At 58.0% G+C, this 13,198-nt stretch carries 18 protein-coding genes; 8 read left to right on the forward strand and 10 right to left on the reverse strand.

The genetic code is table 11. The features are described 5' to 3' along the window. Positions 1-436 precede the first annotated feature (436 nt). Positions 437-1,690 carry a DEAD/DEAH box helicase gene (locus NT179_03810; GenBank protein MCX5721142.1) on the reverse strand — a complete coding sequence of 418 codons (1,254 nt, stop codon included), beginning with the start codon at positions 1,688-1,690 and terminating at the stop codon, positions 437-439. Between the two features lie 597 nt (positions 1,691-2,287). Between NT179_03810 and NT179_03815 the strand changes: the two genes are divergently transcribed. The 4 genes from NT179_03815 (at position 2,288) to NT179_03830 (ending at position 4,525) form a co-directional block, all read left to right on the forward strand. Further along, positions 2,288-3,217: an acyl-CoA desaturase gene (locus NT179_03815; GenBank protein MCX5721143.1), complete on the forward strand. Its 930-nt coding sequence runs from the start codon at positions 2,288-2,290 to the stop codon at positions 3,215-3,217. A 20-nt stretch (positions 3,218-3,237) separates the two neighbouring features. Further along, complete coding sequence (locus NT179_03820) at positions 3,238-3,501, forward strand: RNA-binding protein (protein MCX5721144.1); 264 nt, start codon at positions 3,238-3,240, stop codon at positions 3,499-3,501. A 57-nt stretch (positions 3,502-3,558) separates the two neighbouring features. Next, the gene (locus NT179_03825) at positions 3,559-3,861 is read left to right on the forward strand and encodes a hypothetical protein (GenBank protein ID MCX5721145.1); all 303 of its coding nucleotides are present in this window, start codon (positions 3,559-3,561) and stop codon (positions 3,859-3,861) included. 322 nt (positions 3,862-4,183) lie between these two features. Beyond that, complete coding sequence (locus NT179_03830; protein ID MCX5721146.1) at positions 4,184-4,525, forward strand: RNA-binding protein; 342 nt, start codon at positions 4,184-4,186, stop codon at positions 4,523-4,525. 406 nt (positions 4,526-4,931) lie between these two features. Here NT179_03830 and NT179_03835 read toward each other — a convergent pair whose 3' ends face one another. From NT179_03835 to NT179_03860, 6 genes are all read right to left on the reverse strand, one after another. After that, the gene (locus NT179_03835; protein MCX5721147.1) at positions 4,932-5,732 is read right to left on the reverse strand and encodes a class I SAM-dependent methyltransferase; all 801 of its coding nucleotides are present in this window, start codon (positions 5,730-5,732) and stop codon (positions 4,932-4,934) included. Between the two features lie 201 nt (positions 5,733-5,933). Beyond that, complete coding sequence (locus NT179_03840; protein ID MCX5721148.1) at positions 5,934-6,128, reverse strand: hypothetical protein; 195 nt, start codon at positions 6,126-6,128, stop codon at positions 5,934-5,936. Positions 6,129-6,308: 180 nt separating this feature from the next. Further along, the gene (locus NT179_03845; protein MCX5721149.1) at positions 6,309-6,503 is read right to left on the reverse strand and encodes a hypothetical protein; all 195 of its coding nucleotides are present in this window, start codon (positions 6,501-6,503) and stop codon (positions 6,309-6,311) included. 302 nt (positions 6,504-6,805) lie between these two features. Beyond that, positions 6,806-7,591, reverse strand: coding sequence for a dienelactone hydrolase family protein (locus NT179_03850; protein MCX5721150.1), 786 nt, complete (start codon positions 7,589-7,591; stop codon positions 6,806-6,808). Between the two features lie 107 nt (positions 7,592-7,698). Then, positions 7,699-7,848 (reverse strand): hypothetical protein, encoded by a 150-nt coding sequence (locus NT179_03855; GenBank protein MCX5721151.1) that lies wholly within the window; start codon positions 7,846-7,848, stop codon positions 7,699-7,701. Positions 7,849-7,938: 90 nt separating this feature from the next. Then, positions 7,939-8,343 (reverse strand): hypothetical protein, encoded by a 405-nt coding sequence (locus NT179_03860; GenBank protein MCX5721152.1) that lies wholly within the window; start codon positions 8,341-8,343, stop codon positions 7,939-7,941. A 186-nt stretch (positions 8,344-8,529) separates the two neighbouring features. Here NT179_03860 and NT179_03865 point away from each other — a divergent pair, with 186 nt between their 5' ends. The 3 genes from NT179_03865 (at position 8,530) to NT179_03875 (ending at position 10,539) form a co-directional block, all read left to right on the forward strand. Next, positions 8,530-9,531, forward strand: coding sequence for a zinc-dependent peptidase (locus NT179_03865; protein MCX5721153.1), 1,002 nt, complete (start codon positions 8,530-8,532; stop codon positions 9,529-9,531). Positions 9,532-9,839: 308 nt separating this feature from the next. Continuing rightward, positions 9,840-10,187 carry a hypothetical protein gene (locus NT179_03870; protein ID MCX5721154.1) on the forward strand — a complete coding sequence of 116 codons (348 nt, stop codon included), beginning with the start codon at positions 9,840-9,842 and terminating at the stop codon, positions 10,185-10,187. A 103-nt stretch (positions 10,188-10,290) separates the two neighbouring features. Further along, positions 10,291-10,539, forward strand: a complete 249-nt coding sequence (locus NT179_03875) for a hypothetical protein (GenBank protein ID MCX5721155.1) — start codon at positions 10,291-10,293, stop codon at positions 10,537-10,539. A gap of 233 nt (positions 10,540-10,772) precedes the next feature. Here NT179_03875 and NT179_03880 read toward each other — a convergent pair whose 3' ends face one another. From NT179_03880 to NT179_03890, 3 genes are all read right to left on the reverse strand, one after another. Beyond that, on the reverse strand, positions 10,773-11,117 hold the full coding sequence (locus tag NT179_03880; GenBank protein MCX5721156.1) for a hypothetical protein: 345 nt from the start codon (positions 11,115-11,117) through the stop codon (positions 10,773-10,775). 107 nt (positions 11,118-11,224) lie between these two features. After that, the gene (locus NT179_03885; protein MCX5721157.1) at positions 11,225-11,473 is read right to left on the reverse strand and encodes a CsbD family protein; all 249 of its coding nucleotides are present in this window, start codon (positions 11,471-11,473) and stop codon (positions 11,225-11,227) included. A gap of 474 nt (positions 11,474-11,947) precedes the next feature. Further along, positions 11,948-12,628, reverse strand: coding sequence for a uracil-DNA glycosylase (locus NT179_03890; protein ID MCX5721158.1), 681 nt, complete (start codon positions 12,626-12,628; stop codon positions 11,948-11,950). A 290-nt stretch (positions 12,629-12,918) separates the two neighbouring features. Here NT179_03890 and NT179_03895 point away from each other — a divergent pair. Continuing rightward, positions 12,919-13,198 (forward strand): transposase (locus tag NT179_03895; protein MCX5721159.1); only part of this gene is annotated, 280 nt, incomplete at its 3' end.

Below are 13,198 nucleotides of genomic sequence, written 5' to 3' on the forward strand. Positions count from 1 at the left end.
ACGCAAAGGAGGGCACCATCGGACGAGCAGGAAAAACAACCATCGCAAAACGAGACCGCGAGAAAGCGAAACAGATTCAGCGGCGCGATAAAGACGCGAAGCGGGAACAGCGCAAGACCGAGAAGCCAGATCGCCCCTCGAACACCGAGGGAGGAGAAGATCCGGATTTGGCAGGGCTTCAGTGGGGCCCACAAGAACCGCTCTACTAAGGATGATGTGAGGGCAGGCCCCGCGCATCACATCACGCCCAACCGACGCCGCCCTCACAAATCGTTCGACGGGAAACCAGGCCAGCCGCGTGGAGGGCAACCACGCGGCGATACAACCATCAGCCTCACGAGGGCACCAGGCCCTCTGCCTCTACCGAGACCAGCAAATCATTTTCAATCGTCGGCATCAGACACCTGAGTCCTGGCACCCCTCTCGCCTGAGAAGCCTACGCTCCCTCAGGCACGGCGGGGCCAGACTGTTGCTGGCGTCGGTCCTCGCCTGGACGGCCCCACCGCTGACGATCGCCCCTGGAACGATCAGCCCCTCCCCTCGAAGGGGAACGATCACCGGGGCACGGGCTTCCCTCTGCCAACGGCACAGCATGCCCCAACAGGGTCTCGATCGCACGCAGCTGATCATGATCCTCAGCCGTCACGAAACTGGTGGCTCGCCCGGTCATCTTCATCCGGGCTGTCCGTCCAATACGATGGATATAGTCCTCCGGAGAGTTCGGCAAGTCGTAATTCACCACATGGCCGATATTCGCCACGTCAATTCCGCGGGCTGCGACGTCCGTTGCGACGAGAATCCTCACTTGCCCGCGCTTAAATCCGTCGAGCGCGCGGAGGCGCTGCGGCAACGTTCGATCGCCGTGGATGACCGCAACGCGGTGACCGGCCTGCTCCAACGTCTGACCGAGTCGATCGACCCGGCTCTTGGTCCGAGCGAACACGAGAACCGTTCCTCGCTCCACCCCCAGCAACGACACCAATAGATTCGTCTTTTCATGGAACGTCGTATAGTGCACCGCCTGCGTGACACCTTCCGCCGTCGTCGAATGAGGCGTCACCATCACACGAACCGCATCCTTCAAGCTCGCCTGAACCAAACGGGTCACATCGGTCGGAAGGGTGGCAGAAAAAAGCAACGTCTGTCGCTCCAGCGGCAAGGCGTCAAGGATCTGATTGATCTGTGGCGCAAAGCCCATATCGAGCATACGGTCAGCTTCGTCCAGCACCAGAATCTTGATGGGAAGCATATTGACCGTCCCGTTCCACATATGGTCCAGCAAGCGCCCCGGCGTGGCGACCAGGATGTCGGGCCGCTGACGCAACCCCCTGATCTGCGCCTGCATATCGCTCCCCCCGACAATGACCGTCGCGGAGATATTGTGGCTCCGGCCCAGCTTCTCGATCGAATCGAAAATCTGCAAGGCCAATTCCCGGGTCGGCGCAAGAATCAACGCCTGCGGATGCCCTTTCGGCAGGGCCGACAGCCGTTCGATCATGGGCACCACAAACGCCGCGGTCTTCCCGGTGCCGGTTTGCGCGCAACCAATGACGTCCCGGCCCTCAAGAGCTGGGGGAATGGCCTGCGCTTGAATGGGAGTCGGAACCAGTAAACCCGCTGCCGTCAAATCCCGCAACAGCGGCTCAGACAAACCAAGGGTGTGAAAACTCGTGTGAACAGAGGTATCCACTGCACTATCCTTTCAGTGTGATCGCATTAAGACGGGATCAGAGAGCCGAGGGGAGAGAAACCAGGAAGGCATCCACTCCAATAGGACCTGGTCGCGATGCGATCGCGAAGTCCGTTATGGTGTATACAGCCGCGCCGCCGGACTACTGCGACTACGATGTAAAAATCATCGTACAGCATGCCTCCCCTGGCGTCAACTTTCATGAAAAAAGAGCGCCGCTCGATGCACTTAAGCAAAAACACTCTCAGTTGTGATTGTGATCTGGACCAGATGCGGCCATAAAAGACGCGTAGCTTCGCTATCCCAACGAAACTATGCTATGGTGAGGGCGGATGAAGGCCGGTCGCTATTCTATCCCTCGCGCCTCGCTTCCCTCCCTCTAGATCCTGCGCGACCGATGCTCTAGTTTCCGCCCTGCTCGGCACAGAGGCCTCTCGGGGCAAGCGCCAAGCTGCGCAGGCTATCCCGCGCAGGACCTTGTCCGGTCTCACGAGCGGCACATCCGGCGCAACAGTGCAGACCTTGATCAAATCGACATGCAGCGTATAATGGCGACTACGGCCACAATACGAACCTCCTCCGGGATTACGAGGCCCTATGAATCAGACGCCCCCACAACGTACGACTCCTCGCTCACCGACGATCGCCCTCACCCCGACCGGCATGCCAATCGCGATCAGCCGACGCTACAACAAGATCTGGACCATCATCCTCTTTTGCGCCATTGCCATGGGTGCCATGATCGGGGTCCCGCTGTATGGATATCTCTATCACTATACCTGGCTAGACTGGTCGCTCTTTGGGCTGCTCTACGTCGTCAGCGGGCTGGGTATTACCGTCGGCTACCATCGACTAATGGCCCATCGCAGCTTCGATTGTCCCAACTGGGTCAAGGGTGCGCTCCTGATCGCAGGCGCCTGGGCCCTGCAAAACTCCGCCATCAAATGGGCCTCCGACCATCTACGCCACCACGCGCATTGCGACGAGGAGAAGGACCCCTACAATGCGCAGCTGGGATTCTGGCATAGCCACTGCGGATGGCTATTCACCCCTGACAAATACGCCGATCCCAAATATGCGACGCGCGTCGCAAACGACCCCGTTGCGATCTGGCAACATCAACATTACCCCCTCCTGGTCCTCTCAGGACTGGCAGGCACGTTCCTCATCGGCTTTCTTCACAACGGCCTCATGGGTGGAGTCGGCTGCTTTCTCCTTGCCGGCCTGGGCCGCACATTTGCCGTGCTGAATTCGACGTTCTGCATCAACTCCGTCTGCCACCTGTGGGGACGACAACCGCACGGCACCTCCGACTCCAGCCGGGATAGCTGGCTGGTCTCCCTCGTGACATTTGGCGAGGGGTACCATAACTACCATCACATGTATCCGACCGACTTCCGAAACGGTCCCAACTGGTACCACTTCGATCCCTCGAAATGGCTCATCCTCGGGCTCGCCTCACTGGGGCTTGCGACATCGCTGCGGACCGGCTCGTATGTCGAAGACCCGCTCGCTCGGACGAACTAACAGGTCACGAAGGGAAGCTGATGGGGAAGCGGGTTCTATACGTGGGAGGGCTCCCGGACAAGGTTTCGGACTGTGAGCTACGCGGGCTCTTCGCCTCCTATGGCCTGGTTGCCAGAGCCTACGTCGTCCGGTTCAAACATACGGGCAAGTCAGCCGGATACGGATTCGTCGAAATGGGATCCGGCGAACAGGCCGTAAGCGCCGTGAGCGCTCTTGAAGGCACCGAATGGGAGGGCCACCTCCTCAGGCTCTATGTGACGCCCTACGCGAACCAGCCTGCCTGATAGAACATCGAACAATCAGCCTGCGAACCCTACACACGTCACGGAGAAGAACTAGCTATGGGCCGCACGAACCTCGACCCGATCATGACCTTTCCCGACGGATCACACCTCTTGATCAGCACCGCCTGCTCAAAAGAAGGAAGCTTTTCCTGCGCCCTCTATATGGCAACTATCGAAGCCGATGACCGAGGGGCCTTCCGCGTCGTCTCCAACCACCTGGACGCAGCCACCTGCCTGGTGGCGCAAGAAGACGCCTACAACTACGCCCAACGCCTCTACCCCCGCTCAGCTGAGACGATGAAAAAGCCCCCCTACCTGATCTGGCACGGCCCCGGCCCCACCGGCAATGCAGATGTCTAGAGCGGACGAGTAAATACTCCAGCGCCAGCTTTCGATCTTCAACCAGCCGACTCTCACCCTGCCCTACTAGACCCCTACAATTCAGCATGACCAGGGGCTATAGCTTTTCATAGACACCTCTGTTAGTATGCTGTTGTCTCATGCGGCGGGCCTCGCATGAAACAGCAAATAGAACGGCCCATCACCGATATTGTTGTTGCCGAGAATCTGATCGGAAGTTCGACCCAAGCCGCTCCATTGTTCGCGTCTTCGGCCCGTTCCTTCCCCTCGTGTATTCGTTCTCGAGTCGCAGACAATATCAATTTCAGAAGGAGGAACCCCCATGGGTTCAAAACTTTATGTCGGCGGGTTGCCCTATGCGGCAACTGAATCACAGCTCACCACCCTCTTTGCCGCGCATGGCACCGTCGAGTCTGCGCGTGTGATCACGGATAAGTTCACCGGGCAATCACGAGGCTTCGGCTTCGTCGAGATGGCCACACAGGAAGAAGCCAAGGCCGCGATTGCGGCATTGAACGGCTCCCAGATGGACGGCCGTCCCCTGACTGTCAATGAAGCCAAGCCCCAAGAGCCCCGCACCGGCGGCGGCGGCGGTGGCGGTGGTCGTTTTGGTAGCGGTGGCGGTGGTGGCGGTGGCGATCGCGGCGGTCGCAGCCGCTTCTAACGAAGCGCTAACCAGCACAAGCTGCAGAAGGGGCGCTTCATCCGAAGCGCCCCTTTTTGTTATAGCCCAGCTCCCCCTATTCAATTCGTCACAACGAACGAAATCCCGTCTAGCGGTCACACTCATACAAACATAACAAGTACCCTTCTCAACGTGGGCACTCGATGCCTCACACGCTATAGGCAACGGCGTGAGTACTTCATGGAATTGTCTAGATTCCAAGGCAAGTACCCTAGCAGGCTGAGCCAAAGCCCTTTCAGCACAACAGAATGGCCTTCCAGCAGGATGCTCAATAAGGCACCCAGCAAGGCCGCAGGCGAGTCAAATCCGGAGACCTGCCCTCTGGGATGGACCGAGGATTCCGACGAACCGAGAACGGCGCTGTGAGGGGTTTCCCTGCATCAGGCTAGATCTTCCATCCGGACATGACACAGCGCTGTGCCATCAACGGCGCAAAGCTCCCCATATCTTGCGATACCTTCGTCATGACCTCATCCGCCAACCCCTGATCCCCGAAACATTCATAGGCATCATCCAGAAAACCGCCCCGGAGCAATGGGTGGTGGAGAAACACAGGACCGGCGCCAGACGCTACCTCCAACGGAGACTCGGTGACGGCAATGCGGCCAAGATGAAGCCGCTCCAGCCACCCCCGCGCCTCTGCTGCTGACGGTCGTTCAGCAAGATAGGCTTCTAGCTTGCGGCGCTCCGCAAGGAGACCACGCACAGCCATTTCCTGATCGATCCGACGCCACAGGGAATCGAACGTGCCGAGCGAAGGGAACGTCAGCACCAGTTGGCCTCCGGGCTTGAGATGCGCCAGCAATCCTTGGATGACTTCAAAACGGTTGGGACGGAAAAACATCACCGAGAGGTTGCCGGTGATGCGATCAAAACAGGGCAGATGCGAAGGCAAGGCCCGCATATCCAGACATTCGAACCGCAGCCAGGGAAGCGCGTCTCCCTGGATCGCTCGCGCGCGCTCGACCTGCCGCCGGCTGAGATCAAGAGCCAGAACCTGTCCCGTTGGCCCCACCTGCTCTGCCAGATAGAAGGCCGGAATCCCGTGGCCTGAGGCGATATCGAGGATGGACGCGCCAGGGGAAATATCCAGATGTTGCAGCAACGATTCAGCGAAGGGGGTGGACCAATAGTCGTGGGAGGGAAGAGGCCAGCGAGGCTTCACAGCAGTCCTGTGGTCAGTCATGTCGGTCTCCCTGTCGTGGCATCGATATCGCCGCCACCGCCACCAGGCCAAGATTCACCAGCATCCTGGACGCGGATGACGCAAGGCCCGCAGCTTCGACTGGAACACTTTGCATGGTGCTTCCGGGGTCCGCAGAGAGGGGGATCAGCGTCATGCGGCTGGGCAGAAAAACCGGCGCACCTCACCCACGGCCGCTTACCGCTAATGTTTCGGCTGGCGTTTCGGATGAAGGCCCTTGTCGCTCTTGCTCATCGGCTTGCTGGACTCGCCCTCAGCAAAGAGATCCTCAAGCTGCGACTCACTGCATGTGAGGTCGGCATCGGCTGATTTTCGTGACGCTGCACCGACCGGCTTGGCTACAGAATGAACCTTCTTGTTGTTGGCATCGTCCGGCATGATGGCAGTCCTCTTTCTTGGTAAGTATGGGCCGCCACAGCGGCACCTACCCCCTAGCGCACGTTATCAGCAGCGATTGATGGAAGAGGATTCGCCCGTCGCCCGCACCGTGATGGCGCAAACGCCGGCGAGTCAATCACTCACAACCATGATCGTGCGGCTCACTCGTTCGTACGGACCCTACGCCCCAACGGCCACAGCAGCCTGAGCCTGAGGAGGCTGAGCCGTTGCGGCTGGGGCTGCCTGCATGGACGCCTTCAGCTCATCCATCGCCCTCGCCACGTCGGCTTCCGTCGACCCAAAGCGATCCCCCATCACCTTCAAGGCCTGAGTGATCGCTTTCTTCATCTTCGCAATTTGTTCTTCTGGTGTCACCGTATCACTCCTTCATCAGTTGGGGGCTATCGAGAGGAATCCGCGTATCTCCGCGAACTCCAGTGACCGCCAGGAACCGGCTCGGCCAGATCCCGGTGATCACACCCACGAATTCATCGCAGCACTGTAGAAACACTCCGGCACAGGAGCGGCGGAGACTGGGGAATCAAACGCGCAGGGAAAAGTCGGAGGCGCGAGGGATAGAGCAGTCAGCGAGGCTCAACACAGCACACCTCTATGCTAGACGCCGTCAAGAGCCCGGTCAAGCGGTATTAATTAATGGAAGACAGGGAACGGCCACGCTAATGTGTGGCCTCAGTGGACGTGGCCGCAACGCGCCGGTCGCCTTCTCCCAATTTGCGGCGAAACAATTCCACCACCATGTCGTAACAGATCCGCGCCACAGCCGGATCGTAGCGGGGGCCTTCGTCGCGAAGAAAGGCGTGCGCCGCATTGAACTCATGCCACTGGAAATGCGCGCCAGCATCACCCAACGCTTTGTAGATCAGCGCACGTCCCTCGCGTGGGACGTGAGGGTCCTGCCTCCCCCAGATCATCAGCAACTCGCCCATGATCTCGCCGATCCGGTCCAGACTGTTGTCATGCATCCCCTCGCCCAGGCCTCGCTTATGGATATCCGTCGCGTAGAAACAGGCGGCGGCCAGCACATCAGGCTGCATCGCTGCGCGAAACGCCAAATGGCCCCCGATGCAGATTCCCATGACGCCCAGCTTACCGGTGCAAGAGGGTAGGGACCGGAGAAAATCCAGCGCCGCGCGCGCGTCGCTGTCGTAGTTCGCCAGCACCTTCGTGGTCTTGTGCCGATTGCCGCGCGCAGCTCCGGCTTCATCATAGGCCAGCACCGTGCCGGCCGGCTCCAGTTCGTGGTAAATTTCAGGAACCGCCACCACAAATCCATGGCTCGCGAGCAGCGCTGCGGCGCGCCGGATGGGCCCCGTCACCTGGAAAATCTCCGAAAACAACACCAGACCAGGATACCGCCCCTCAGCCACCGGCCGAAATAGATACGTCCGCATGGGCCCTGTGGGAGTGGAGATATCAGCCGATTCCGCATCTGTGATGATCATCCCGTTCTCCAATATAATGGATGGGGCGTGCACCGTAACGCCAGTCCATCAAACCCGTCAGCGTCAATCGCAACGTGAATCAGTTGCCGGCCCAAACAGAGCCCGACTCACGACTCCTCCTCTTCGACCTGCTCAATCGCGGACTGAATCCCCGCGACAAATCTATCCGGCTGCGCTAACGCGTTCTCTGTCAGTTGAAACTCAGAGACCAACACACCATCTTTATCGACAATGATCAATCGATAACCCTGTTTCATCGCAGCGCCCCCGTTAACGCTCCATATGAAAAACCCCAAGAACGAACGGCCAGTCTCGCTCGTCCCGCCACGTACGCAAAGGGAGAACGACTAGTACCCCCGCCCGCTGGCACCTCGTCCCATCCGATCCATGGGGAGCGCATCGTACCGTGCCTTTAAGTCTTGATGCTCGTTGAGATAGCGCTTGACCGCCGCCTCATCGGCGAAGACCTCTGGACTCCGCTTTCTGTAGTCCTCGACCGTCAGATCATACTGCCCCAAGAGTTTGCCGAGCTTCGCGTTGATATCCGCGCCCATTTCACGCATCTGCTCAGGCGACGGCCTCTGCCCTTCCTTGAACCGCTCGCCACCCTGAAAGTAATTCGTCATCATCTCGCCAATCTCAATGCGGGCCTTCACGAACTTTTCCACCTCCGCCGGTTCTGCAGCAAAGCCGGCCCCAGCACACAAGACGATGCCCAAAGAGATGCCGATGATACGACACGTTAGATTCATGGCCATGATCCCCTCTCAACAGTATGGATGAATATTTAGCCTGCCACGCAACAGCGATCATAGCATCCTTGCCAGACAAAAATAGATGATGTCCCTCCCCCCGCTGGAAAGGACTCATCGCCAGAACATGCTCATCCGGAGTAGAATTCCGGCTCGGACAGGATCTTGACACTGGAGCGCGCGACGATGATTGTCACATCGGAAGCCAATAGCCGGAATCAACGGCAGGCCCTTGTAGCTGCCGGGCTAGTCGCCTGGGCAGCCGGCTTGCTAGGCTGGCTCTTCCCCCCTCTCTGGCTCCTGCTGGGGCTCAGTCCGCTCAGTTACTGGGGGGTACGGCAGCGATGCCTCCGGCGAATGACGATCGTACAGCAGCCGTTTCCTGACAACTGGGAACAGATTCTTCGCACACACGTCGCATTCTTCGCGGCGCTTGATCATGTGGGGAAGGCGCGGTTCCGGCAACTGGTGCAGATCTTTCTCGACGAGGTCCGGATCACGGGCATTCGCACGGAGGTGGATGAGACCATTCGGGTGCTGGTGGCGGCGAGTGCGGCCATCCCCATCTTCGGGTTCCACGATTGGGAATACCATCGGCTCCACGAGGTACTCATCTACCCTGATGCGTTCGACGACGCCTATCAAAGCCGTGGAGGATCCGATGAGAACATTCTCGGCATGGTAGGCCTACACCATTTGAGCGGAGTGATGATTCTGTCAAAACCGGCCCTCCTGGCTGGATTCGCCCATCAATCAGGCAAGCAGAATGTGGGGGTCCATGAGTTTGCGCACCTGGTCGAGAAGGAAGCGAGTGAGTACGGGCTCCCGCCGGAAGTACCCTGGATAGTCGTCCGACAATGGGTGCGGTATGTGGCCAGGGAACTGGCCCGTCCCCTGAAGTATCGCGCCCACGTCAGTTCCTATGCCTATACAAACGAACATGAATTCTTCGCAGTATTGGCGGAGTATTTCTTTACCTCCCCCGAGCTCTTGAAACGTCGGGATCCCGTCTTGTACGCCATGCTCCGGGACCTGTTTCACCAAGACACAGGATCGCTGCTCCCGTTGATGCCACGACGCCGCCAAGGGATCGGCCGCAATGCACCCTGCCCCTGCGGCAGCGGCAAAAAATATAAGCACTGTTGCCTGGCGAAGGCCGGAACGACCGATCCCCAACCAGCCACATAGGACAAAAATGGCCAACCAGGGGGGTCGCCGCCCTGTTCGCTATGGCGGAGGTGCCTGTGGTACGATATTGACCATATGCTGAACCAGAAATACTATGCATTCCCTCATGGTTCCTTTCGTGACAGCAATGCCCTTAGGCGATCGTGCGTCACGTTTCCATTGTTTATCCGGCAAGAGTGCGCTGACTCATCTCGTTCTTGATTGAGGCTTTTACAAAGAAAGACGCTGCCGCCTCTCCGTCATGGCGAGGCAGGCGATACAGACCCGGCAGATATTCTTCACTCCGTATCGGATTACAGGGAGAGACCATGACCATGAATACCGTGAAGCCCGTACAGACAGGAACAACCAAGTCCTCCTGGGTCCGCATCCCTGATGGCACGAAGGTCAAGCACCGGCATGAAGGACATATCGGATTTATCGATGGGCTCACCGAGATCGTCACCGGCCCCAACAGAAATCCTGATGGGAAGACCCAATACCGCATGAATATCGGGGCGCCGGATCGGCAGCTCGTGACCGAGGACGACTTATCGATTCTGATCGACGATGAAGAACTCGTCATTATGTTGCGACAGAAGGCGCCCTATCGCCGCGCGGTCACACAGTCGCTACAGAGCGTGTTGGCAGCAGATCGCTTTATCAAGCTGTCCTAGCGAATCGGCGCGAGGCCTACGAAACTGGGAACCTCGCGCCAAGCGACATCAGCACCTATACGGTTTCGACATCCTGTTAGAGCTAGCTTGAGTCGGAGCACCCATGACAGAAACTTGCTACTCAAAAGGCCAGAAAGTGATCTTGGTCACCAACCAGATCAAAAACGGCAAATGGCTGTGCAAGTTTACGATTCCTGGGTCCAGCCATCTCGATGGAGGCCTTCATGGTCAAGATTCGTCGAAGGGCTACAATACGGAATGGGAAGCCAGAACCAACGCGTTTCAACGAGCAAAGTTGCTGCTGGATGGGTCACAGGACGTCGCGCAGGGGCGCCTGCCTGAGAAGGCCTAGCAACCTATTGTGGAGTCACTCGCAGTAGTCCTGGCTGAATTCAGCTGGAAAGTCTCACTCGGCAGGTCTCAACTCGAACCGTTCTGATCCTTACTCGCGACGGATCGAATCCATCATTCGCTTATCGGATCTTCACGAAACGCTCAATTCACCGTGAGCAGAAACCGTCAGCACGAGGTGCCCACCCGCACTGGTCATCACCACCATGCAGGCAGGCGCTCGATCTCAGGCTGTTACGCCCAGGTCAGGTGGACTTCGCTGACGTGCTCTATCCCACCCTCGGCGGTAATTTCCCACTGGACATCGTCCGGGATCTCGACCACCCGCAACTCTGCGCCATGGCCATTCGCAGCCGCACCGAGTTCCTCCACGACTTGGACCAACTTCAGGTCATCGCGCGGGATCAGTTTTCCACACTGATTGAGGCTCGGTTCTCTCGGCGTCGCCGCCTCTGGCCAGTAGGCTCCTGGATCCGTTTCCTTGAGCGCGTCCGGCTGGCCCAGCTCACGCAATCGTAGAAATGCCTGGTGACTCACCGAAAACTTATCGTAGCTCTTATTGATCACAATCTTTTTCATAAACCGATCCTTTCCTCTCCCTCGTCAGGGTTTTCGATGTTGCGATCTTGATGAATAGGCCTGCGTATCAGGCACCCTCTCTCTGTGCGATCAACCAGGGCGATTCGTCAAGCTACTTTCTTCACCGGGTCTGCGTACGCGCTAGTATAGTTCCCTGCCCAATGGGAGTAGCGTCGGTTGGCCCAGGTGTTGACCTCGCCACTCTGGGTTGCGCCATATCGCTTCGCCAGCACGGCAGTGAACGTGACCAGGTTCCCCTGGATCTCCAGAAGATCCGCATCCGTAATCTTCTCCCACTTCGCTTTGAGTGGTGCCTTCAGTTGGGTCCAAAATGCGCTGAATTGTTCTTGATTCATCTGGCACTCCTTTCAGACATGATTGTACTGACAGCCGTAAATGTGGAATGCCCCATGCGCGCATCTCATGGCTCCAACTACCTTGCCTCTAGGAGACAACAATAGCGGGCCACAACATATGCGGCAAACACTGGGCACTCTGGCGTAGCAGCGGCGGAGACCGGAGAATCAGACGCACAGAAACGTGGATGGAGTGCAGTGCGAGAGATGGGACAGTCGGCGTGGCTCAATACGTCGTACCTCACCTTACAGGGCGCAGAGCCATGAGTCAACGGAAGCGAGACAGGAATAGTCCGTAACAGATTGATATCATGGATCAATAATTATTCACCCCTGTCGCATGAAACAAAGGATTGAGAGGAAGACAAAAGAAAGAAACACTCCTACAGGATGCTCAAAAATGCCGTCCCGCAAGGCCGCAGATCTGCGGATGCCACTCGTTTTACGTTTCACGTCTCACATTTCACGCCCCCATTAGACATCTGGAATCTGCCAGTCAATCGGAGCCATCCCCGCCTCGGCAAGGTCGCGATTGATCTGCGAGAAACACCGGCACCCATAAAATTTCCTGACTGACAAAGGAGAGGGATGAGCCGTTGCAACCACGGCATGCTGCGACTGCGTAATCAAGGCCCGCTTCTTCTGAGCCTGACGTCCCCAGAGAACAAAGACCACCCGCGTCTGCTTCGCGGCCACTAGCTCAATAATGCGATCGGTGAATAGCTCCCATCCATGTCCCTGATGCGAATTGGCCTGGCCAGCCCGGACCGTGAGGACCGTATTGAGCAAGAGGACTCCCTGCTTCGCCCAAGGCTCCAGATATCCATTGTTGGGAATCCGACACCCCACATCGTCATGGAGCTCCCGAAAGACATTTCGGAGTGATTGGGGCAACGGCCGAACATTCGGCTGCACAGAGAAACAGAGCCCATGGGCATGGCCAGGAGTCGGATAGGGATCCTGGCCGACGAGCAGGACTCGGACCGAGTCATAGGGCGTGGAGGCTAACGCAGTAAAGATATCATCGCGAGCCGGCAGGATCACCTGCCCATCAGCAAGCTCTTTTTCAAGAAAGGCATCGAGCTCACGATAGTAGGACTTACGCCTCTCTTCTTCGAGCAAGGGGCGCCAACCCTGTGGAATTAAGGGAAGCATTGGAGAAACTGATACCACAGAGCCGACCGTAATGCTTCTCCAAAATCAAGCCACCGAGCAGGCCTACATCAAACAGTTTTCGGCACCACCCCCCACACTGCAGAGCAAACGACACTGAGCTAAATAAATTACACGTATTTACGTGATCCCCTCTAACGAGGGGATCGACAAAAATATCCTGCATGATACCGTTTCGCCACCGTTAGGGAGACGAATGGGGCATACTGAACTAGCCCGGGTTTGACGGACACCTCAAAAGGGGGCACGATACGCCCCCACGGAGGTGTGATATGGCAGAACGACGACGGTTCACGCCCGAGTTTAAACGACAGGCAGTCCAACTGCTCAACGCCGGCCAACGCCCGGCCGCCGAGATCGCCCGCGAACTCGGCATTCCCCGCAATCGGCTCTACAAATGGCAGAAAGACGTCGCCGCCCATGGTGGGGCCTTCCCAGGGTCCGGTCGACAAGCGGAACCGGCCGCAGAGCTGACCCGCCTCAAGCAAGAATTGGCGCGGGTCACGGAGGAGCGCGACATTTTAAAAAAAGCCGCCAGGTACTTTGCGCGCG

It is taken from the genome of Nitrospirota bacterium, assembly GCA_026387665.1.
In the GTDB taxonomy this organism is placed as follows: Bacteria; Nitrospirota; Nitrospiria; order Nitrospirales; family Nitrospiraceae; genus Palsa-1315.

Coding starts and splice junctions, on each gene's coding strand:
- NT179_03870 (MCX5721154.1), top strand. CDS start 9,840: ATGACCATGAATACCGTGAAGCCCGTACAGACAGGAACAACCAAGTCC.
- NT179_03890 (MCX5721158.1), bottom strand. CDS start 12,628: ATGCTTCCCTTAATTCCACAGGGTTGGCGCCCCTTGCTCGAAGAAGAG.
- NT179_03825 (MCX5721145.1), top strand. CDS start 3,559: ATGGGCCGCACGAACCTCGACCCGATCATGACCTTTCCCGACGGATCA.
- NT179_03850 (MCX5721150.1), bottom strand. CDS start 7,591: ATGATCATCACAGATGCGGAATCGGCTGATATCTCCACTCCCACAGGG.
- NT179_03840 (MCX5721148.1), bottom strand. CDS start 6,128: ATGCCGGACGATGCCAACAACAAGAAGGTTCATTCTGTAGCCAAGCCG.
- NT179_03865 (MCX5721153.1), top strand. CDS start 8,530: ATGATTGTCACATCGGAAGCCAATAGCCGGAATCAACGGCAGGCCCTT.
- NT179_03875 (MCX5721155.1), top strand. CDS start 10,291: ATGACAGAAACTTGCTACTCAAAAGGCCAGAAAGTGATCTTGGTCACC.
- NT179_03815 (MCX5721143.1), top strand. CDS start 2,288: ATGAATCAGACGCCCCCACAACGTACGACTCCTCGCTCACCGACGATC.
- NT179_03835 (MCX5721147.1), bottom strand. CDS start 5,732: ATGACTGACCACAGGACTGCTGTGAAGCCTCGCTGGCCTCTTCCCTCC.
- NT179_03860 (MCX5721152.1), bottom strand. CDS start 8,343: ATGAATCTAACGTGTCGTATCATCGGCATCTCTTTGGGCATCGTCTTG.
- NT179_03880 (MCX5721156.1), bottom strand. CDS start 11,117: ATGAAAAAGATTGTGATCAATAAGAGCTACGATAAGTTTTCGGTGAGT.
- NT179_03830 (MCX5721146.1), top strand. CDS start 4,184: ATGGGTTCAAAACTTTATGTCGGCGGGTTGCCCTATGCGGCAACTGAA.
- NT179_03855 (MCX5721151.1), bottom strand. CDS start 7,848: ATGAAACAGGGTTATCGATTGATCATTGTCGATAAAGATGGTGTGTTG.
- NT179_03820 (MCX5721144.1), top strand. CDS start 3,238: ATGGGGAAGCGGGTTCTATACGTGGGAGGGCTCCCGGACAAGGTTTCG.
- NT179_03885 (MCX5721157.1), bottom strand. CDS start 11,473: ATGAATCAAGAACAATTCAGCGCATTTTGGACCCAACTGAAGGCACCA.